Annotated in this window: 15 protein-coding genes and 1 other annotated feature; of the genes, 11 read left to right on the top strand and 4 right to left on the bottom strand. The window is 31.8% G+C overall.

Annotated features, from left to right (window positions below):
* Nucleotides 1–76: 76 nt before the first annotated feature.
* Nucleotides 77–295: a binding site (T-box leader), on the top strand.
* A gap of 163 nt (nt 296–458) precedes the next feature.
* From ileS to KPL51_RS05845, 4 genes are all read left to right on the top strand, one after another.
* On the top strand, nt 459–3,560 hold the full coding sequence (ileS, locus tag KPL51_RS05860) for an isoleucine--tRNA ligase (RefSeq protein WP_216158402.1): 3,102 nt from the start codon (nt 459–461) through the stop codon (nt 3,558–3,560).
* 228 nt (nt 3,561–3,788) lie between these two features.
* Entirely contained in the window at nt 3,789–4,787 is a 999-nt protein-coding gene (locus tag KPL51_RS05855) for a LacI family DNA-binding transcriptional regulator (protein ID WP_216158400.1), read from the top strand.
* 173 nt (nt 4,788–4,960) lie between these two features.
* Nucleotides 4,961–9,040 (top strand): PDDEXK-like endonuclease domain-containing protein, encoded by a 4,080-nt coding sequence (locus KPL51_RS05850; protein WP_216158398.1) that lies wholly within the window; start codon nt 4,961–4,963, stop codon nt 9,038–9,040.
* Between the two features lie 202 nt (nt 9,041–9,242).
* The gene (locus tag KPL51_RS05845) at nt 9,243–9,623 is read left to right on the top strand and encodes a HipA N-terminal domain-containing protein (RefSeq protein ID WP_216158396.1); all 381 of its coding nucleotides are present in this window, start codon (nt 9,243–9,245) and stop codon (nt 9,621–9,623) included.
* A 123-nt stretch (nt 9,624–9,746) separates the two neighbouring features.
* On the opposite strand, the gene KPL51_RS05840 is transcribed toward KPL51_RS05845, so the two are convergent.
* Complete coding sequence (locus tag KPL51_RS05840; protein ID WP_216158393.1) at nt 9,747–11,846, bottom strand: peptidoglycan-binding domain-containing protein; 2,100 nt, start codon at nt 11,844–11,846, stop codon at nt 9,747–9,749.
* 414 nt (nt 11,847–12,260) lie between these two features.
* Between KPL51_RS05840 and KPL51_RS05835 the strand changes: the two genes are divergently transcribed.
* Nucleotides 12,261–13,328, top strand: coding sequence for a mannose-1-phosphate guanylyltransferase (locus KPL51_RS05835; protein WP_216158391.1), 1,068 nt, complete (start codon nt 12,261–12,263; stop codon nt 13,326–13,328).
* A 63-nt stretch (nt 13,329–13,391) separates the two neighbouring features.
* On the opposite strand, the gene KPL51_RS05830 is transcribed toward KPL51_RS05835, so the two are convergent.
* Complete coding sequence (locus KPL51_RS05830; protein WP_216158390.1) at nt 13,392–14,366, bottom strand: TIM barrel protein; 975 nt, start codon at nt 14,364–14,366, stop codon at nt 13,392–13,394.
* A gap of 415 nt (nt 14,367–14,781) precedes the next feature.
* Between KPL51_RS05830 and KPL51_RS05825 the strand changes: the two genes are divergently transcribed.
* The 5 genes from KPL51_RS05825 (at nt 14,782) to KPL51_RS05805 (ending at nt 21,255) form a co-directional block, all read left to right on the top strand.
* Nucleotides 14,782–15,624 carry a CPBP family intramembrane glutamic endopeptidase gene (locus tag KPL51_RS05825; protein ID WP_216158388.1) on the top strand — a complete coding sequence of 281 codons (843 nt, stop codon included), beginning with the start codon at nt 14,782–14,784 and terminating at the stop codon, nt 15,622–15,624.
* A 362-nt stretch (nt 15,625–15,986) separates the two neighbouring features.
* Complete coding sequence (locus KPL51_RS05820) at nt 15,987–17,387, top strand: hydroxymethylglutaryl-CoA lyase-like TIM-barrel protein (RefSeq protein WP_216158386.1); 1,401 nt, start codon at nt 15,987–15,989, stop codon at nt 17,385–17,387.
* Between the two features lie 35 nt (nt 17,388–17,422).
* The gene (locus tag KPL51_RS05815; RefSeq protein WP_216158384.1) at nt 17,423–19,357 is read left to right on the top strand and encodes an aconitate hydratase; all 1,935 of its coding nucleotides are present in this window, start codon (nt 17,423–17,425) and stop codon (nt 19,355–19,357) included.
* Nucleotides 19,358–19,361: 4 nt separating this feature from the next.
* The gene (locus tag KPL51_RS05810) at nt 19,362–20,366 is read left to right on the top strand and encodes an isocitrate/isopropylmalate dehydrogenase family protein (RefSeq protein ID WP_216158382.1); all 1,005 of its coding nucleotides are present in this window, start codon (nt 19,362–19,364) and stop codon (nt 20,364–20,366) included.
* A 208-nt stretch (nt 20,367–20,574) separates the two neighbouring features.
* Complete coding sequence (locus tag KPL51_RS05805; protein WP_216158380.1) at nt 20,575–21,255, top strand: pseudouridine synthase; 681 nt, start codon at nt 20,575–20,577, stop codon at nt 21,253–21,255.
* Nucleotides 21,256–21,272: 17 nt separating this feature from the next.
* On the opposite strand, the gene KPL51_RS05800 is transcribed toward KPL51_RS05805, so the two are convergent.
* Complete coding sequence (locus KPL51_RS05800) at nt 21,273–21,593, bottom strand: DUF1540 domain-containing protein (RefSeq protein WP_216158378.1); 321 nt, start codon at nt 21,591–21,593, stop codon at nt 21,273–21,275.
* 892 nt (nt 21,594–22,485) lie between these two features.
* On the opposite strand from KPL51_RS05800, the gene KPL51_RS23380 reads away from it, so the two are divergent.
* A complete protein-coding gene (locus KPL51_RS23380) occupies nt 22,486–22,629 on the top strand; it encodes a hypothetical protein (protein ID WP_224853915.1) in 144 nt (47 codons plus the stop codon).
* Between the two features lie 45 nt (nt 22,630–22,674).
* On the opposite strand, the gene KPL51_RS05790 is transcribed toward KPL51_RS23380, so the two are convergent.
* The gene (locus KPL51_RS05790; RefSeq protein ID WP_216158376.1) at nt 22,675–23,457 is read right to left on the bottom strand and encodes a 3'-5' exonuclease; all 783 of its coding nucleotides are present in this window, start codon (nt 23,455–23,457) and stop codon (nt 22,675–22,677) included.
* Nucleotides 23,458–23,510 lie beyond the last annotated feature (53 nt).

Raw genomic sequence — 23,510 nt, 5'->3', positions numbered from 1 at the left:
AAAAAGAAATTGACAATAAAAATTCATTATTATATAATTAAAGGAAGTTAAAATTAATTCAATTAATTTATGACTAAAAAAAGCATTGATTAGGAAAAGTACTTAAGCAAGTAACTTAAAGAGAGTGGGGAATGGTGTGAACCCATAGTGAAGGTTTAAAGAAAATCACCTAGGAGCTGAGAGCTGAAAATTTAGTAAGCTTATCCGTATTTCTGCGTTAAAGGATAAAGTATGATTGTACTTTAATTTATATTTATAGTATAGGTGGCATAACGAATTTAACTTCGTCCTATTTAGGGTGGAGTTTTTTTATATTTTGAAATATTGCATCGCTGAAGGTTATAAACAGCTGCTAAAGTAATAAATAGCTGCAAGGATGATGATTTAATTAACTGTTCCATAAATTCAATTAGATTTAATTATCTATTATTAAATGCAATAGGGAAAGGAGTTTTATTATGTACAAGAAAAATGATCCTACAAAAAACTTTATGGATATAGAAAAAGATATACTGAAGCTTTGGAAGGAAAAAGACATTATTCAAAAGAATTTTGATTTAAATGAGGAAGGAGAGTTCTTCACTTTTTATGATGGTCCACCAACAGCAAATGGCAAGCCACATATAGGGCACGTTTTAACAAGAGTTATGAAGGACATAATCCCTAGATATAAGGTGATGAAAGGGTACAAAGTTCCTAGAAAAGCAGGTTGGGATACTCATGGACTACCAGTAGAACTAGAAGTAGAAAAGAGACTTGGAATCAATGGTAAACCAGGAATAGAAGCATATGGAGTAGAAAAATTTGTAACAGAATGTAAGAATAGTGTTTTTAGCTACGTTAGTATGTGGAAAGAAATGTCTGAGAGAGTTGGATACTGGATTGATATGGAGAATCCTTATGTAACTTACCATAACGATTATATCGAATCAGTTTGGTGGGCATTAAAGCAAATGTGGGATAAGGAATTAGTATACAAAGGTCATAAAATAATGCCGTATTGCCCGAGATGTGGAACATCTCTATCCTCTCATGAAGTAGCTCAAGGATATAAGGATGTAAAAGAAACTTCAGTTTATGTGAAATTCAAAGTAAAAGGCGAAGAAAAATCTATACTTGTTTGGACTACAACTCCTTGGACTCTTCCAAGTAACGTGGCACTTGCAGTGAACAGAAAATATGATTATGTTGAAGTTGTGCAGGAAGATGAAACTTTAATACTTTCAAAAGAATTATTAGGAAAGTTAGAGGGAGACTATAAAGTAGTACGAGAATTTAAAGGAGAAGCACTTTTAGGCCTTGAATACGAGCAAATGTTTAAATTCGAAACACCCAAAGAGAAAGCCTTCTATATAGTTCATGGAGACTTTGTAACTCTGTCAGATGGTACAGGTATAGTTCACATTGCCCCTGCTTATGGTGAGGACGATAACATGCTTGGAAAACAAAACAATTTACCACTCATTAATTTAGTTGATGTAGAAGGTAAGTTTATAGAGTGTGTTACTCCATGGAAGGGCATTTTTGTTAAAGATGCTGATGCTAAGATAATAGAATATCTAAAAGAAAATAATATCTTATATAAATCAGAAAAATTCACACATTCTTACCCACACTGTTGGAGATGTGATACACCACTTTTATATTACCCAAGAGATAGTTGGTTTGTAAAAATGTCTTCAGTTAGAGATAAACTTATAGAAAATAATAATAAAGTTAATTGGATGCCAGATAATGTAAGAACAGGAAGAATGGGAAAATTCCTTGAAGGAGTTATAGATTGGAGTATAAGTAGAACAAGATATTGGGGAACTCCACTTCCAATCTGGGAATGCAGCTGTGGTCATCGTGAAATGATAGGAAGTATATCAGAACTTAATGAAAAGGGAATTGATGTACCAGAAGGAATAGAGCTTCATAAGCCATTTATAGATAAGGTACATTTAAAATGTCCAAAATGTAATAAATCAATGACTAGGGTAGAAGAAGTTATAGATGCCTGGTTTGACTCAGGGTCAATGCCATTTGCACAACATCACTATCCATTTGAAAACAAGGAAATGTTTGAAGCAAACTTCCCAGCTCAATTTATTTCAGAGGCAGTAGATCAAACAAGAGGTTGGTTCTATACATTACTTGCAATATCTACTACTGTGTTTGATACAAACCCATTCGAAAACTGTATAGTCCTTGGACACGTCTTAGATAAAAACGGACTTAAAATGTCTAAGCACACAGGAAATGTGTTAAGTCCATTTACAGTGCTAGATAATCAAGGAGCGGATGCTCTAAGATGGTATTTTTATACTGCTAGTGCTCCATGGCTACCATCTAGATTTTATGAAGATGCAGTTGTTGAGGCACAAAGAAAGTTCATAGGTACACTTTGGAATGTGTATTCATTCTACATTTTGTATGCTGATATAGATAATTTTGATCCAACTAAATATGAGAACTTTGTGTCGCCGAATATTATGGACAAATGGATGATGTCCAAATTAAATTCATTAGTTAAAAATACAGATGAGCATTTAACAAACTATAGAATAACTCAAGGAGCGCTTGACCTTGAAGCTTTTGTTGATGAACTTTCTAATTGGTATGTAAGACGTAATAGATCTAGATACTGGGTAGAATCCCTTACAGATGATAAGATAGGTGCCTATATGACATTATATAGAGTTATCACAACTTTTGCTAAAATAGCGGCTCCATTTATACCCTTTGTAACAGAAGAGTTATATCAAAACCTAGTGGTACCTTTTGACAAAAATGCACCAGAAAGTATTCACTTATGTTCTTGGCCTGAATATAGAGCGGATCTTGTGGATGCTCTTTTAGAAGAAGAAATGGATAAGGCATATAAGACTGTTAAACTAGGAAGAAGTGCTAGAAATGCTGCTAATATAAAGAATAGGCAGCCACTATCAAAAATGAGAGTTAGTCTTAGATCTCTTCCTGAATATTATGGAGACATAGTAAAAGAAGAACTTAACATTAAGGAAGTAGAACTAGGAGCTGATCTTTCTAAATATGTTAAATTTGAAATAAAACCAAATTTACCTGTACTAGGTAAACCATATGGTAAATTGATACCTGGTATCAAAAAAGCTATAGGGGCTATGAACCAAATGGAGCTTGCTCAAACTATAAATAAGGGCAATGCAGTTACAATAAATGTAAATGGAACAGAAATAGAATTAAATAGTGAAAACTTGCTTGTTACCATGCAAGGGCTTGTTGGTCATGCATTTGCTGGAGAAGGCGAAATGGGAGTAGTTTTAGATACTGATATCACAGAAGAACTTAAAGAGGAAGGGAACGTACGCGAGATCTTAAGTAAGATTCAAAACATGAGAAAAGAAAGTGGGTTTGAAGTCTCTGATAAGATTAGACTTTACGTTTCCGGAAACGAAATGCTTCAAAATGTAATTGTAAAATTTGAGGATCAAATCAAACGAGATACACTTTCTGTAGAAGTTGTGTACAATGATAAAAGAGAATACAACGCAGTTAAGATAAATGGTGAAGATTTAGATTTAGCTGTAGAGAAAGTATAATCAAGAATATTTGGGAAGTATGTGATACTAGTCGCATACTTTCTTTTTTAAAAATAAAGCATGGACACTATTGTAAAATTAACTTCAATGGGAAATACTATAATTATACTATTAGGTTAAAAAATATATTATAGCTTGAAATAACCAGTTTTTATAAGTATAATGGTATGATAAGGGCTTTGTATAGGATAAGAAAAATAATCAGAGAAAAAATAGGAGTTGAGAAATATGGCTGCTTCAATAAAAGATGTTGCAAGAGAAGCGGGAGTTTCCATTGCTACAGTATCAAGAGTTTTGAATGATATAGATGTGGTAAATGAAGACACTAAGAAAAAGGTAAAAGATGCTATAAAAAAATTATCGTATAGACCCAATATAGTTGCTAGAAGCTTAAAGACACAAAAATCTAGTACAATAGGAATAATTATTCCGGATATATCAAATCAATTCTATCCTGAAATTGTTAGAGGATGTGAGGATGTAGCTAATATTTACAATTATAATATTATGCTTTGTAATGCGGATTTGGACGTAGATAAAGAAATGGAATCATTAAGAATACTTAAAGAAAAAATGATAGATGGAGTTATATATATGAGTAATTCCATAGAGGCTAATGTTATAAGTTTAATAAAAGAACTTGAAATGCCAATTGTGCTTGTAGAAACTACAGATGCTGATGATTTATTCCCTAGTGTTACTATTGATAATGTAATGGCAGGTTCGGATGCAGTGAAATATTTGATGCACAAGGGTAATAAAAATATTGCATATGTAGGTACTACAATAGATAAAGTTAATGCACTAACTAGAAGATACACAGGGTATAAAAAGGGCCTTGAGGAAATGGGGATAGAGCTTGTTAAAGACTTAACATATTTTGGTGGAGTTAAGGCTAGAGATGGATATAGAGGAATTAACACTATATTGGATAAAGGCAATAAAGTAGATGCTGTATTTTGCGCTAGTGATGAAATTGCTATGGGTGTAATAAATGCATTAAGAGATAGAGATATTAAAGTTCCTGGTGACATAGATGTTATGGGTTTTGATGATATTTATTCAGCTTCAGTATTTTATCCTAAACTTACTACAGTAGCCCAACCAATGTATGACATGGGATCTGTAAGTATGAGAATGCTTATAAAATCCATAAATAATTTAGTTGTTGATGAAAAACATTTTGTATTACCTTATAAGATAGTGGAGAGAGATTCCTGTAAATAAGTATAAGTCTTGTTAAAACGGATTGAGTTTTAATAAGACTTTTTACATTATTTAAACTTAGGCACATTTGAGTAAATATACAAGCATTTAGACTTGTTATTTATTTTCATGTGCTTTATACATAACGAGGTAATATTATAAATTTGAATTAAGAGGTTGGAGGTAGCGGAGTTTTGAATATTAATAATAAGGTGGAGAAAATTTTTTCGTATTTATTAAGTATTAAAAATATGAACCAAAAAACTATAAGAAATATTAATGAATATGAAAGTGTATATTGGCAAAAGGAAATTCAAAATATAACAGGATGTATTTTTAATATCGATGAAAATAAGGATTATTGGTTAACTATAGATGAAAGAGCAGAAGAGTTATATAGTAAGTTTCAAAAAACATATTTACAATTAGAAAAAAATAGTGAGGATTTAGAAATTATTTGGTCAAATGGACTTTTAACTTGGCAAAAGGATGAAAAAGAAATAGTCCATCCTATTTTTACAACTAAGATGGAAATAAAATTTGACATAGCTAAAAAAACATTCACTTTAAAGCCATATAACAACCAAACTAACGTAGAACTTGAGTTTTTAAATGAATGCTTAGAGGTAAACTTAGATAGTTTAATAAGTATTCGAAATAGTGCAAAGGACATGGCGTTGGACGTGAGGAACATAGAAAGGGCTTCGAAAATTTTTGAAGAGATAGCTATTCTTTTAAAAGCTTATAAAGAGGACTTTTATACTGATGAGTTAAGTTGCGATAGTGATATATTGATACAAAACAATATACAATTTTACAATGCACCTTGCATAATACTTCGCAAGGTTGATACAAGACTTTGGAATATGGAATTAAACGATGTGCTTTCACAAATAAGAGCGGGATTTCCTATTCCTAAAACTATAGAAGCACTGGTTTCAGAGGAAGAAGTGCTGCAAGATATAGAGACTTTTAATGAGTGGAAGGAAGTAGGGGAAGATGTATTATTTCCACTTCCAGCTAATCAGGAGCAGATGGAAATAACTAAAAAACTAGCTGAAAATTATGGCATAGTTGTACAAGGACCACCAGGCACTGGCAAAAGCCATTCTATAGCAAATTTAATATGTCATCTTTTGGCTCATGGAAAAAGGGTGCTAGTTACAAGCCAAACAGATAGAGCGCTAAGAGTTTTGTCTAATAAAATACCGGAAGATGTTAGGGCATTATGTATTAGTATATTAGGGAATGATACAAAATCATTAGAAGAATTGGACGAGTCTGTTAGAAAAATAACAGAAAATTTATCATTGGACACTAAAGAATTACGTAAAGAAATAAAACTTTTAAAATATAAACAAAGTAAGTGTGGGGAAACACAAAAGCAATTATATGCAGAGTTAAAATGCATTGAAGACAGAGAGAATGAGAAAATAGAATATGAAGGACAAGAATACACCTTAATGCATATGGCTAAATGGATTAAAGATAATGAAGCAGAGCATTCTTGGATAGTAGACAAGCTTGAGTTAGATAAACGAGAGCCACTTAGCACTGAAGAATTCAAAAAATTAGTTATCTTGTTAAGTACAATTAAAAAAGAGCAAATTCATGAACTAAATGATATAGATAAGTACATAACAGGTATGCCTAAAGAAATTGATTTATGTGATAAAATTGGAGAGTTATTTAAATTAGAGGGGCTGCAGCATATTTATCAGGAGGATGTAAGAGATTGGAATAACACCAGTTCTATAGACTATGGTAATAGAAGATTACTAAACCTTGTAGATAGTGCCATAGAGAAACTTGAAGGGTTTGAGAATAGTTGGATAAATGATGTTATGAAATATTATTATTCTAATAATATTTCAAATGGTATGTGGCAACAATTAGTAGAAAAATGTAGTGAATATATAAAAGACATAAATAAAATAAGGCAAGAATTAAACAATCACAATTTAGAGATACCAAAGGGAATTGATATAACAAAATTTAAAGTTGATTTTGATGTTGTAGCAAAAACAATAAGAGAAAAAGGAAAACTAGGGCGCCTATTCAAAATTCTCCATGGAAATCTTAAATATATAACTGAGGGATGCAAAGTGGATTATCAGTATATAAATAACAGTGACCAGATAATTGTGGTTGATTTATATATAAAGCTACAGCTACTAGAAAGAGAACTTAAAAATCTTTGGAACAATTCCATAAAAGAGTATAATGGAAATCTTATAGATGATGCAGATGTAAACTATTTAATTCCTCTATCTAAGGATATTGCCAGTATCCAGACTATTATTGATTGGGACAAAGACTTTACAAATAACATAATTAATTTTATACCAGATAAGAATTTGGTTAAAAGTCTAACCTGGTACGGAAAAGAAACATATATTCATCTTAAAAGTGGATTTGAGAGCTTAAAGCACATAAATAGATATAATAAATTGTGCCGAGAAATGGAAGAAATAAAGAAAAAATTTCCTAGGATAGATTGCTTAGAAAAGCTGCACAATGCTATAAATATGAGAAGTATTGATGGGGTGCGAGCTGTTTATATGGAGATAGACTTATTAATGAAAATAGCTCCTCAAATTTTAGAATTAGAAGAGTTAAGTAGTAAACTAGAAGAATGTTGTCCGCTATTACTTAAAAACATCAAAAATGATAAAGAGAAAATCATGGAAAATTTGCATTGCGCAGATTGGAAAAAGGCATGGAAGTGGAAGAAATGGAACGATTTTTTATGTAAATTAGAAGAAGATGATGTAGAGGCAATAGAAAAAAATATAGCACAAGAAAAAATCAAAGAAAAACATATTATAGGCGAGCTCGTTTCTAAAAGAAGTTGGTTTAATCAAATAGAACGAACTACGGAAGTTCAAAAAAGAAGCTTATTTACTTGGATGGAAGCCATAAAAAGGATAGGAAAAGGTACAGGCACACAGGCAGTAAAGTATAGAAAAATTGCACAAAAGGAAATGGAAAATTGTAAGGATGTAATTCCCGTTTGGATAATGCCAATAAACAGAGTTATGGAAAATTTGAAGCTTACAGATAATTTATTTGATGTTGTAATTGTGGATGAGAGTAGTCAAAGTGACATATCAGCTATAACTGTTCTAATGAGGGCAAAGAAGGCGATAATTGTAGGAGACGAAAAGCAAATAAGTCCTGAAGCAATTGGAAAGGAAAATGCAGTTGTAGAAACTTTGATAGAGACATATTTAGAAGGTGTTCCACATGCGGAATGGTTTGATTTAAAAACTAGTTTGTATAATACGGCGCTAAGAGTATTTCCAAGTAGATTATTATTAAAGGAGCACTTTAGATGTGTACCAGAGATAATTGGATTTAGTAATGAATTATGTTATTCGAATGAAATAATACCATTAAGAAGAATTGACGCTAAGGAAAAAGTCGGTGCCCCTATAATAACCTCTAAAGTTGTAGGCGGATGCAAGGATGAAACGAAGGCATTAAATACACTGGAGGCAGAGAGCATCGTAGAGGCCATATTACAGTGCTGTAGTAGCGAGAAGTACAAAAACATGACTATGGGAGTTATATCACTTCTAGGGGATGCTCAAGCTGAATTAATACAAGGTATGTTAATAGAAAGGCTTGGCATGGAGGAAATGTTACAAAGAAGACTTATATGTGGAGATGCTTATTCTTTCCAAGGGGATGAGAGAGATATAATGTTCTTATCTATGGTTATTGCAAATAATGCTAAATTTACAGCGCTAACTAAGGGATCTGATATAAGAAGGTTTAATGTAGCTGCCAGTCGTGCAAGAAATCAAATGTGGTTATTTTACTCAGTAGACATAGAAAGTCTTAATAATAAATGTGTCAGGTATTCTCTATTAAAATATTGCCTTCAGCAGAATGAACCTAAAGGAGAAATTGAATCCTGCGAATATTTAATATTAAATGATTTTGATGAGCGGGTAGCTAAAAGCATAAAGAATCTTGGATATAAAATTACTCCAAAAGTTAAGGTAGGAAAATATATTATAGATTTCGTTGTAGAAACAAACTTATCTTTGGAATTTCAGGAAGATAATTATAAAAAAATAGCAGTAAACTGTATTGGCATGCCTACGGATGAAGATTATAATTGGAAACAGCACTATGAAATGCAGATGTGTCTAGAAAGGATGGGATGGGAGTTTTATAAAATCCGTGCTAGTGAATTCTATAGAAATCCTGATGTAGTCATGGAGAGATTGACGCAAAGACTTAGCAATTTTAAAGGACAAGTGTAACCTAAATGCGCCAATTTTTAATGTTGGCGTATTTTTTTATTGCATATTATGATAAAATACGAGGAAATAAGACAAAGTAAGACAAATAAACTTGACTTTGTGCAGTTTTTTTGGTTTCATATTCAGTATATAGTTATCATAATAACAATATGCTGATAGTATAAATCTTTTTAATAAGAGGGCGAGAGGGATGACTGGCGAAGTGAGAGATATAATTTGGATGACATGGAAAAATAGCGAAGAAGAACCCTTCAAAGTAGGGGAATTAACTAGAAGGGATAAAAAATATTATTTTAAATATGATGCTCCAGGTGTGGAAAAGGCTGAAGAATACGGATTCTCTCCATTGCCAAATTTTCCCAGAATAGATGTGGAGTATTTCAGAGAAGAATTATTTAGTTCATTTTCAGAGCGCTTACCTTGGCATGGAAAAAGGGATGTAAGTTCTGTTTTAAAGGAATATGGGCTTGAAGAATATGATGCCTTCGAATTACTAAAAAAAACGGGGGGTAAGTGTTCAGGGGACAGTTTTGAATTTATTACTCCTTTTGACGAAGAGAGTATTGTATTGGGAGAAAAATAAATATTATTAATTATAAAGTGTGTAAAATGAAAAATAGTTTTCGTTTTACACACTTTATATTTTTAGCGTAAAAATACCCCCTATGTGTTTTTTAGACATAGAGGGTTGTAAAAAGGGTAGTAGCTAATTAGTCGTTAGCATTAATTTTTGTTCTCCTGTTATAGAACTTGTAGCATCCATTTTGAATGTATCTTTAGCTGCTTGAGTAGTGAAACATACATTTCCTACAACTTTGGTGTCTACCAACCCAAAGTTTAATGCTGAAACATAAATGTCGCCTACAAAAATTCCTTTTTGAATACTAGCATCTACACTCTTAATTGTCAATTTTGGAGCTGTTAAAGTAAATTTATGAGTTGTAACATGTTTATCATCTTGTGCATAAAGAGCTATTTTACGTTGTGAAACAGGTGGAACTTTTGTATTCATTTTATTGCCATCTAAAACAAGTTCTTTAGTAGTAGTTAAATCTTTTGAAATAGAAGCAATCCAATTACCTTTTGTGCTAATTGCATTTTCAAAAGCAGCTACATCATTAACTAATGAAGCAGATGTAACGGCATCTATTTGCATTAATTCTTGTTTTCCTGTTATAGAACTTGTAGCATCTTTTGTGAATGTATCTTTAGCTACTTGAGTAGTGAAATATACACTTCCTTCGACTTTAGCATCTACTAGCTTAAAGTTTGTTGCTGAAACATAAAGGTCGCCCTTGAAAGTTCCCTTTTGAATACTAGCATCTGGGCTCTTGATAGTTAGTTTTGGAGCCGTTAGAGTGAACCTAGCAGTTGTAACATGTTTATCGTCTTGGGAATAAAGAGCTATTTTACGTTGAGAAACAGCTGGAACTTTTTCATTTAAAAAGTTGCCGTCTAAAACAAGATCTTTAGTAGTAGTTACATCTTTAGTAATAGCAGCAATCCATTTACCCTTTGTGCTTATAGCTTTTTCAAAAGCAGTTGCATTATCTACTATTGATGCAGTTGTTACTGCATCTACTACTAGTAATTCTTGTTTTCCTGTTATAGAGCTTGTAGCATCTTTTGTGAATGTATCTTTAGCTATTTGAGTAGTGAAGTATACATTTCCTTCAACTTTAGCATCTACTAGCTTAAAGTTTGTTGCTGAAACATAAAGATCGCCCTTAAAAGTTCCATGTTCTATACTACCCATAGGACTCTTGATTGTTAATTTTGGTGCGGTTAAAGTAAATCTAGCAGTTACAACACGTTTATCATCTTGAGTATATAGAGCTATTTTACGTTGAATAAGTTCAGCGCCTGTTATAGTATCTTTTTTACCATTTTTAAATTCGCCTTCTAAAACGAGGTCTTTAGTAGAAGTTAAATCTTTTGTAGTAGCAATAATCCATTTACCATCTTTGCCAATTGATTTTTCGAAAACAGCAGCATTATCTACTAGCGAAGCAGCTGTTACAACATCTACAACTGGTGGAACTATGACAACTGGTGGTGTAACTGGTTTAGTTGGAGTAACAGGTTTAGTTGGAGTAACAGGTTTAGTTGGAGTAACAGGTTTCGCTGGTGTAACTACTATTGCAAATAATTTTGCAATAGTAGCTGGTCCAACTATTCCATCGGCGATAAGAGCATGCTTACTTTGAAAGTCCTTCACTGCAACTAAAGTTTGGTTTCCAAAGATGCCATCACTATTAAGTTTGTATCCATAACTACTAAGTCTACTTTGAAGAAGTTTAACATCACTATCTGTAGAACCTAATCTAAGCATACTGGTTACAACGGTTTTGACTATTACTTTTGGGGTTAACCTCGCTAAAGTAGCTGTACCAGCTAGTCCATCAGCTACAAGAGCATGTTTACTTTGAAAGTCTTTTACTGCAACCAAAGTTTGGTTTCCGAAAATACCATCACTGTTAAGCCTGTACCCATAACTACTAAGTCTACTTTGAAGAAGTTTAACATCTCCTCCAGTAGAACCTAATTTAAGTAAACGGGTAAAATTTGTGGACATATTATTTGTAGATGATGTATAGTGCGTACTTGAGTTACTTGAGTTGCCTGAGTTACCTGAGTTACCTGAGTAACTTGGTTTACTTGGTGTAGTTGGTTTAACTGGAGCTGCACCAGTAGCTGCTGAAACAGCATCTACACCAAAGGGCCCTAGCTTCGGACTATCAACTGCAATTGTAAGTGCAAATATTGCTACTAATGCACAGCTTAATGCTTTTAACCTTTTATTCAATTAAATCCCCCCTATTTTTATTATGTATAAAATATTTAAATGAAATAAAAACAAATTTTCCTGCGATGATAAATTGACAACTTTGTTTGTTAATTATCAAACTAGGAATAAATTGTTATTATTCGTAAAATATTTACAAGAAAATTATAACAATAAAGTATTGAAAAGTAAATACTGTACCTGGCCATTTGCCATATTGTTCATATTGTTCACAATTATATGAAAATTCTCATATAACCTAGTCCAGATTGCGAATTAGTTGAAGAAAAATACAATAAGGGAATTATATTTATAATATATATGACTATTATTTTAACAAAAAACATTGATATACAGACAATATTCTAAATTGTTCTCACAAGATTGCCTTATGGTTCATAAAATGAATTGAGTAATAAGTTGGGGTGGTATTTTTTGCTATATGTACTAATCTTAGCAGGTGGAAAAGGAACAAGACTTTACCCTCTATCTCGTGCACAAAACCCTAAGCAGTTTTTGAATATTATCAATAATAAGAGCTTTTTAAGAAGCACTGTGGATAGAATAAAATGTTTAGTTAGTAATGAGAATATTTATGTAGTTACAAATGAAGATTATTTTGAGAAAATTTGTGATGAACTTCCAGAAATACGTAAATCCAATATATTTGTAGAGCCTAGTAATAAAGAGACTGCTACTTGTATAGGTCTATCTGCTGCCAAACTATTAAAACAGGATAAAGAAGCAACTATGATAGTTTTACCTTCTGATCATTATATAGAGAACGAAAAGGAGTTTAAGGAAACTGTCATGCAGGCAGTTGAAATTGCAAATAAAAAAAGAGGGCTAATCACCATAGGTGTTTTGCCCACAAGACCAGAAACTGGATATGGCTATATAGAAATGGGAGATAGATCAAATGGTGATATACCGACGTTCAAAGTAGAACGTTTTTTAGAGAAACCTAATGCAGAAGTAGCAAAGGATTTGCTGTTAAAAGGAAATTTCCTTTGGAATAGTGGTATGTTTGTATGGAGAGCAGATGTGTTCTTGCGAGAGATGGAGAAATACTTACCTAAGATGTATAAACGATTAATGACGATATACCAAGCTATAGATACTGATGAAGAGGGTGAAGTAATAAAAGAACAGTACAATGAAATAGATGGAATATCAGTGGATTTTGGAATAATGCAAAAAACCAGAAAGGCTTTTGTTATAAAATGTGAGTTTGTATGGGATGATATAGGAACCTTTGCAGCACTCTCAAGGTTCTTAAGCAATTTACGAGGTAACAATGTGCTTGGTAATACATTTATGGAAGAGAGTCAAAACTGCTCAGTATTTGGTAAAGATAGACTGATAATTGGGTTTGGCATAAAGGATCTTATAATTGTAGATGCAGGGGACGTTATATTAGTAATGGATAAAAATAAGGACCAAGAGATTAAACATCTGCTTAATGAACTTAAGGAATATGATGAAACGGGAAAATATATATAATTTAATGATAAGAAATAATTCCATCATATAATGTGGTGGAATTATTTCTTATGATTGTAACTATTAGGGCAATAGTTGTAATGCTTTATTCTGAATTGCGATATACTCCTCTAGTTCTTCAAAAGATTTTGTTATAAACTCATATATAACATATTGTGGATTGATGAAATCAATAAGTTTTTTCGCATCTATATCACTAAAAGGCTTATGCATGTCTATTTTCATTATATGAAAAAGTACATTTTTTTTCATTTCATTAAAAGGTATTTTACATTTATGATTTTCTTTTATTTGCTCTTTTACATATTTACCTGATAAGGAACAGTTAAGATGGATACCCTTTATGAATTTTTTTAATTCACCAAGATTACTTACTGTATCTAAAATGTATTGTATTCCATCTTTCTCATTGGTAAGGGTAAAATTAGTATTCATTAAATGAGCGGTATCTAGCATAAATCCTTTATTAAAGTAATCAACCTGTTCTAATAATCTTAATAGCATATCTTTATTAAGCATGGTTAAACCAGGCAACCATAGATTTTCAAATAATAGTTTTATTTTTGTATTCAAACCTTTGAAGATTTCATTTATTAATTCTGCTGTTGCATCTATAATTTCCTCATCACTATACGTAAAATCATAGGTATATGCATGCTCTACTTGCACATGAGCCACATGAAAAACCACATATTCAGCTCCAATTTTATCAGCCTGCAGTATTTCACTTCTGTAATAATCTATTATACATTCTCTAGTTGTTCCACCGTAATAATTCTTTACTTCTTTCATGCTTCCAAACTGTCTTAATAATTCACTTTCGTTATTGTTCCAAAAATCAAGCCATGTAGGATAGTATTTTAGATGCACACCTCTAACTATACTACTGGGAATAATGTTTTTATTCCACTCTAAAGAATTTAAAAGTTCTACACCATCCATATTATGTTTCTTTAATAAATTTATTATTTCCGAACTATTGCAATGAAACCTGTCCATATCACATTTATAGGTTGAAAGATTTATAAGTTTTAGCAATTAGCAAACCACCTTTTTAAATTTAAATGAATATAATATAATCAAGTATACTCTTAATACCAATGGATTAATTATTTTATTAAAATTTACACAAAATACATAAGATGAACATAAAGTTGACACGGTGTTGACATGATAACTGGGTAAGCTTAAAGATAGAAATATTAAATCCATAAATGAGGAGAGATTAAAATGAAAAGTATATCTTTAAAAACAAAAATAGTAACAGGATTAATAACAGAAGGAGCATGCTAGGTGTAAACTTAGTATGTTCCTCTATTTTTAATTATAATACTTACATATGGCTTGGAAAGTCCATTCGTGTAATTTAACGACATTTTAACAAATATATAGTATACTTAAGATAGTATATTTAAGTATGTTAAGAATAAAACAAGTTAGAGAGTGTGATAGAATGAAATTTTTAAAAAATATAGAAAAAGAAGCTATAAGTATAAATAAAATGAGCATAATAAAAGCATTTCTTGTAATGCTTTTATCTGTTTTATTGGAATCCTTAGGACAAATACCTATAGTGATTATTAATTTATTTTCTGAGCAATTTACTCATTTAGGACCGTATATAAGCTTTGTGCTGGGTGTAATAGTTAAATATTTTGTTATTATTATTTTATTAAATTTGTATAGTAAAAGGTCCTATGAGCAAACACGTAAAAAAAGCATAAGTAAAAAGGACTTTATTTATGCGGCTTTAATAATTATTGGCTTTAGATTAGCTTATGATAATAGCTTAATTTACTGGGTTAATAAAATACCTATGCCTGATTTTATAAATCAAGCATTTGACGAAATAGCTATTTCACCTATTATTTTGATGCTTACCGTTGCAATTATAGCACCTATATATGAGGAGGTTATTTTTAGAGGGATTTTGCTAAAAGGTATGGCTAGCAAAATGAATCCTAAATTAGCACTTATAATATCAGCCCTATTTTTTGCTTTGGTTCATATGAATATTCCACAAGGAATAAACACATTTTTTCTTGGACTGCTTATTGGATCTATATATTTGAATAGAGGTTCTATTTATTTGTGTATATTTGCACACTTTATAAATAACTCTTTGGGAATATCCATTTCAGGGGCTTTCCAGTCTCTAAATGGGAAATATGCCATATTAATTCATGCTGTAGCTTTTATCACGGGAATCATAATTTTAATTCTTGCTTATAGAAGGAATAAATATAATAAACCAGAAGATGTGTTAGATATATATAAAGAATTCATAGAGATATAATATTAAAGATATAATATTAAAAATATAATATTAATTTAAAAACAAAGTCCATCACTATAAAGATAATTTTCTTTATAGTGATGGACTTTGTTCGTTTTACAAATATTTTTATGGCTACTTACTTAAATGTAATGGAATATATTGTTTTGATGGATAAATTAATTAATGACTCAATTCTTATGACTGTTATACTTTAAAAAATGAATCACTAGTAATAAAAAGTTGCATAATAACTTTACAAAAGTACTTAGAGGCTATATAATAAACAATAAATTGAAACTATAATATTATATAAATTCATAAAACTTATAATTGTAAAAATTCACTAAAGATAAAAATAAGCTAAATGTGGAGGTAAATAAATGAAAAAGGTGCATATAACAAATCATAAAGATGTCAATAAGACAGGAATACTAAATTTAAAGGTAAACCAAGAGCAGCATCCCAAGTTGTTCAAAGATATATTCCCATACTCAGAAATTCCAAAGATGGTTTTTGGAAGTGAACAAATTCCAATGTGTATACCTGAAGATATTTGGATTACAGACACTACATTTAGGGATGGACAGCAAGCTATGGATACCTACACTGAGGAGCAAATCATTAGAATATTTGACTATCTACACAAACTAGACAATAATTCTGGAATAATTAGACAAACGGAATTTTTTTTGTATACAGAAAAGGATAGAAATGCTGCTAGGAAATGTTTAGAGCGAGGTTATAGATTCCCAGAGGTAACTTCATGGATAAGAGCTAATAAGGAAGACTTTAAGTTAGTGGTGGACATGTGCCTTAAGGAAACTGGAATGCTTATGTCATGTTCGGATTACCACATATTTAAGAAGTTAAACAAAACGAGACAGCAGGCAATGGATTTATATATTTCCTTGGTTGAAGAATCTTTAGAAAATGGTATAGCTCCAAGATGTCATCTTGAAGATATAACTAGAGCTGATTTCTTTGGATTTGTTATACCCTTGGTACAAAAGCTTATGGAACTTTCTAAGAAATCTGGCATTGAAGTGAAAATTAGGGCTTGTGATACATTAGGCCTGGGGTTACCTTACTCAGGAACAGAGCTACCAAGAAGTGTACAACATATTATAAATGGATTAAGGGTTTATGGTGGGGTTCCTTCTGAATATCTTGAGTGGCATGGACATAATGATTTTTATAATGTAGTACCCAATGCCACGACAGCATGGCTTCATGGATGTTCAGCTATAAATACATCTCTTTTTGGTATTGGTGAGAGAACAGGGAATTGCCCCTTAGAAGCTATGATTATAGAGTATGGTCAATTAAAAGGAAATGTAAAAGAAATGGATCTAAAACTTATAAGTGAAATTGTAAGATACTTTGAAGGGGAGTTTAAATATAGTATTCCACCTAGGACACCCTTTGTGGGTAGTGAGTTTAATGTTACAAGGGCAGGTATACATGCGGATGGGATATTAAAAGATGAAGAAATATATAATATTTTTGATACTGAAAAAATATTAGGCAGGCCTATTGTTGTGGCAGTTAACGAACATTCAGGACACGCAGGTATAACAGCTTGGATTAATACTTATTTTAGATTAAAGGAAACAGACAAAATAGATAAAAAAGACGCGAGAATTCAGATTATAAAAGAATGGGTAGATGAACAATATATGGGAGGAAGAAACACTGTTATGAAAAGTGATGAGCTGGAATTAATTGCGAAACAAGTTATTCCAGAATTAAGTTTAAAAGCGCAAGACACTAAAGCCTGTTAATAAAGTTATATAATAAAAAAAGACGGAGGGATATAATGGTGTATAATGCTACGCAAAAGATAATTAAGGCTCATTTAGTAAAGGGCGAAATGATTACGGGTAGTGAAATCGCAATTAAAATAGATCAAACACTAACTCAAGATTCTACAGGTACAATGGCTTATATTCAATTTGAAGCTATGGGAATTGATAAGGTTAAAACCAAAAGATCTGTGGCATATATAGACCATAATATTCTGCAAACGGGTCCTGAAAATGCAGATGATCATTTATATATACAGACAGTTGCGAAAAAGCACGGTATATATTTTTCTAAACCAGGTAATGGTATTTGCCATCAAGTTCATTTAGAAAGATTTGGAGTTCCAGGAGAAACACTACTTGGTTCCGATAGCCATACTCCTACAGGTGGTGGAATAGGGATGATTGCTGTAGGGGCGGGAGGACTAGATGTAGCCGTTGCTATGGGCGGTGGAGAATATTATATTACAATGCCTAAAATTGTAAAGGTAGATCTAGTAGGGAAACTTAGCCCTTGGGTTTCAGCTAAAGACATTATATTAGAATTATTAAGAAGATTAACAGTAAAAGGTGGGGTTAATAAAATATTTGAATATGGTGGAGACGGCCTGAAAACCTTAAGTGTACCAGAAAGAGCAACTATTACAAATATGGGTGCAGAGCTTGGAGCCACTACTTCAATATTCCCCAGTGATGAGATAACCTACGAGTTTCTAAAGGCTCAGGGTAGACAAAGTGATTACGTAGAGCTTAAAGCAGATAAGGGAGCAGTATATGATGAGATAATTCGAATAGATTTGTGCAAAATTCAGCCTCTTGTGGCTTGCCCTCATAGTCCTGATAAGGTAGTTCTTGTATCTTCACTAAAAGACATGAAAGTAGACCAAGTATTAATAGGAAGCTGCACTAATTCTTCTTATGTAGATATGATGAAAGTTTCAAAAATACTTAAGGGTAAAACTATACCAGAAGAGATATCACTTTCTATAGCGCCAGGTTCCAAACAGGTTTTGAGTATGCTTTCTAAAGAGGGTGGACTTTCTGATATGATTGATGCTGGTGCAAGAATCTTAGAAAGTGCCTGTGGCCCATGCATAGGAATGGGTCAAGCACCTTCAACGGATGCGGTATCTTTAAGAACTTTTAATAGAAACTTTAAAGGTAGATCTGGAACGGTGTCTGCTAATGTTTATATTGTGAGTCCAGAAGTGGCGGTGGCATCTGCACTTACAGGATATATAACGGACCCAAGAGAACTGGGAGAAGCTATTAAAGTGGATATGCCTGAAAAATTTACGGTTAATGATAATTTAATAATAAATCCAGCAGAGGATGGTAAAGATATAGAAGTAAAAAGAGGACCGAATATAAAGCCATTCCCTAAAGCAGAAGAATTAAAAGAAAATGTGCAGGGAAAAGTTTTAACTAAGTTAGGAGATAACATTACAACAGATGACATAATGCCATCTAATGCTAAACTACTTCCATTTAGATCCAATATTCCTTATTTATCAGAATTTTGTTTAACTCCCTGTGATGAGAATTTTCCATCTAAGGCTAAGGAGCAGGGTGGCGGTATTATAGTTGCAGGAGCAAATTATGGGCAAGGATCAAGTAGGGAACATGCTGCGCTGGCACCTCTTTACTTAGGTGTTAAGGCGGTTATAGCGAAATCTTTTGCAAGAATCCATAAAGCTAATTTAATTAATAATGCTATAATTCCATTGGTATTTATTGATGTGAATGATTATGAAGATATATCATTCATGGATGAATTAATCATAGAAGATGTTGCAAATCAGATTAGAAAAGGCATAGTTATTGTAAAAAATATAACAAAAGGATCTGAGTATAATACCCTACCTGAAGTAACCATGAGAGAACAAGACATGCTTATATTTGGCGGATTAATAAATCTTATGAAAAACAAGAAAAAGGATGGCGAGTAGAAGCATGGAACATAATATTACACTTATACCTGGAGACGGAATCGGACCAGAAGTAATTTCTGCTGCCGTTAAAGTAATAGAAAACAGTGGTGTTTGCATTAATTGGGAAATAGTACGAATGGGCGCAGAGGTTATAGAGGAATTCAATACTCCTATACCTTCCTATGTTTTAGAAAGCATTAAAAAAAATAAAGTTGCACTTAAAGGACCTGTAACAACACCAGTTGGTATGGGGTTTAAAAGTGTTAATGTTACATTAAGACAGGAATTAAATCTTTATGCTAATATAAGGCCTATAAAAACATTTCAAGGGGTGACCTCAAGATATGAAAATGTAGACTTAATAATAGTGAGAGAAAACAGTGAAGATCTATATGCGGGAATAGAGCATATGATTACAGAGGATATTGCAGAGAGTATAAAGATAATAAGTAAGAAAGCTAGTGATAGGATAGTTGAATATGCTTTTAAAATAGCAAAAGAGCAGAATAGAAAACAGGTTATAGCGGTCCATAAAGCAAATATTATGAAGTTATCCGATGGATTATTCTTAAGATGTGCAAGAAATATAGCGACCATGCACAGTGAAATAGACTTTGGAGATGTTATAGTTGATGCAATGAGCATGAAGCTTGTTATGAATCCAGAAAAATATGATGTACTTGTAATGCCTAATCTATATGGCGATATTTTATCAGATATGGCAGCAGGTCTAATTGGAGGGCTTGGATTAGTTCCAGGTGCAAATATCGGAGAAGAAGGTGCAGTTTTTGAGCCCGCTCATGGATCTGCTCCAGATATAGCTGGCACCAACATAGCAAATCCTACTGCCTGCATTTTATCTGCTGTTATGATGCTAAGATATATAGGAGAAGCGGAAGCCGCAGATAAAATAGAGAAAGCTGTGGAAGCTGTTTTAAAAGAAGGAAAATACTTAACTTGTGATTTAGGTGGTACTACTGGAACTCAAGAGTTTGCGGAAGCTGTTATTGATAAAATGGGTAAATAAATATGTATTATTTAATAGTTACAAAAAAAGGTGTAATAATTTTAATTTATAATACCTTTTTACGTACTATTTTAAAGAAGCTTGTAGCATTTTGTTGTTAATGAATTATTAGGTTATGAATTCTATTGACAAAGTATTTTTACAATATTACACTAATTTTAAATAATCCATTACAGTAGGTTTTTAAGTGAAAGGATAGAGATATTTTATGAGAATAAATAAACTTCTTAGCAACCATGGTATTTGTTCCAGAACAGATGCCAATAGATTTATTGCGAAAAATAGAATAATAGTAAATGGGAAATTGTGCATACCTGGGCAGTGGGTGGAAGAAGAGGATACTATTCTTATTGATAATAAGCCCATACCGGTGAAGGATAAAATTTATATTGCATTAAATAAACCAGTAGGAATTACCTGCACTGCAGAAAAGAGCGTGGAAAGCAATATAATTAGTTTTATGAATTATCCAGAATATATTTTCCCAGTTGGTAGACTGGACAAAGCCTCACAAGGGCTAATACTAATGACAAATGATGGAGAACTTGCAAATAAAATTTTAGAATCGGAAAATGAGCATGAGAAAGAATATATAGTAACTCTGAATAAGCCTTTTGATGACTGTTTTATGAAAGGAATGTCTGAAGGAGTCAGTATTTGTAGTGTTACAACAAGACCTTGCGATGTTAGTAGATTAACCGAAGATACTTTTAGTATTATTCTTACTCAAGGACTGAATAAACAAATTCGCAGAATGAGCAGTGCATTTGGATACAAAGTTGTAAGACTGGAGAGAATACGAATCATCAATATAAAAATTGATGAGTTAGAGGGTGGAATGTGGCGTTACCTTACAGAGAAAGAGGTATCTGAATTGTGGAATGTATAAACTTGAAAATAATTTGCTTAGTCTGGTTTAAATGTTAAGCAGTTAGTTTCTGAGTAAAGATTAACATTTTTGCCACTGACATCTATGGAATTAGCATTACAGTGATTATTAGAGTTATAGGTGCAAGTGCCAACAATACAGGTAATTGCGTCACATTCATTACCATTCTCGTTAATATTATTTGTAAAATCGCTATAAACCCTGGAATCTAAAAAAGAAGCACAACAAGTGTCAGAATCTTTTTTTGCGCTTGTACCACCAACATTAATTATGTTAGCATAACATGTGTTTTTGTTATTATGGGAGCAGTTCTCTACACTACAGCTAATTTTTGACATAGTATTCCCTCCTTCATGTATCTACTAAGAAGTTTAACCCAAAAGGAAAGAAAATATTTATAATATAGGTTTTAATAATATTTAAAAAAATATTAAGTTTATTGAAAAAATAAGAGCTATTATACTTAGGAATGTGGTATAATTAAAATAATGTAGTAAAATAAACATGTGTGTTCTAGAGAAAATTGAGTTGTTATTAAAAAAAATAGGGAAATATTAAAGTTATATATAATTTTAAATCCCATTAAGGCATATGAAAAAAATAGGCTAGCATGCTGACTGCTTATTTTTTCAAAGATGCCTAAATTGAAGAAAGAGGTGTCCTATTATAAATAAGGAAAATAAAACAGAAGCGACTAAAGTTGAAATTAAATCAAACAAACACCAAACACTTGAAGAAGTTACTATTTTAAAACTAGTTAAAAAAGATGGTACAACTGTTGATGGTAAAATAGATACGCAGGATTTACAAAAGGTATTAGAAAAAGGTCTTTGGTTTGCAGAATGGAATAAAGATCTTAATAATTACTTAGCACAAAACTTAAGTAGTTATTACATCGAAGAAAAAAAATATAGAAGAAAGCAAAGTCTTCAATCTTTTATCTTAGATGTTCATCCTAAAGCACCAGTAAGACATATTAATGGAGATTCTCTAGATAACAGAAAATCTAACTTAGAAGTATATAATCAAAATGCAGTTAATGATTATGAAGAATTAGATGAAGAAACTGTTGCTGTAATATTAAGGGACAGATATGGTAAAGAAAAATCAAGGACGTTCATTGATAAAGAAGATTTAAATAGAGTAGTTAATAATGGCTATACTTGGGTTTTATTTAAGAAAGAAACAGAGCCTTATGCTGTAGCAAACACTCCTGAAGGAAAAATTTATTTGAACAGATTTATAATGAGTACAACTGAAGATATGGTTACTCACCCTATAAATCTTAATACATTAGATAACAGAAAAGCTAATTTAGAAAATAAAACGGCTGAGTTAGAGTTTGTTAAACCTGAGGAAGAAACAGAAGAATAATAAGTATTCTAAATATCAGCATAGAAGGTACCTTCTATGCTGATATTATTTTTTTGATGTGGTTGGAGAACCGATTTTAATTTGAAATTGATTTGTTTTACCCATAATATAAGCTAACTTAATTATAAATTGTTCGTCCTCAGTCATTTGTCTTTTAAACATTTTTTCGAATTGTTTCATTAAATTATACAAATCGATTTTGTGATTTTCACTACTAGATCTCTTTAAGTCTTTGTGGTTATAAAGATCATACACCTTAATTTTAATTTCATTGCTATAAATTATTTTGAAAACCTCTGCGGTATAGTAGGCATCATTAAAAGCATTATGTAATTGACTTTCAATGGGTATATCTAGCAATTGGGCTGCATTACTTAGACCAATGTTAATCCCTCTTTTGCAATTAAGCGCCTTAGAAGCATAGGATTGAATATTTATGTATTCTGTGGGCACGGTGGCCGCATCTAATCCGTGATATTCTATATTACGAAATAATTCTTTTATGTCTGCGGCTCCCCAGACGCATAGCACACAGTGGGCAGGTTGAATAAACTGCATAAATTCACTATACATTTCTTTGAAGGATTTACCTTTATCCAATTCATCCATTGTTAGTCCGGTAATGTTTTTTACAAAAGGATTAAGAGTAGTATATATTTCAGGTTTTATTAATATATCAAGAGTTGAAATTTTCTCAAAATTCTCATTTAGCTTTATCGCACCTATCTGAATTATTTCGAAAGGACATTTAGGGTTTATTATATTTTCACTTTCCACTCCAAAGTTGTAACCTTGATTAAATTCTAAATCAAATACTATATAATTCATTTAATTACCTCTAAATTCATTTTAAAATTTTTAAATATACTCTGAATATTATA

Origin of the sequence: Clostridium bowmanii (genome assembly GCF_018861315.1) — a bacterium.
GTDB classification, from domain to species: domain Bacteria; phylum Bacillota; class Clostridia; order Clostridiales; family Clostridiaceae; genus Clostridium_AD; species Clostridium_AD bowmanii.
This window is presented reverse-complemented; position numbering and strand designations above follow the sequence as displayed.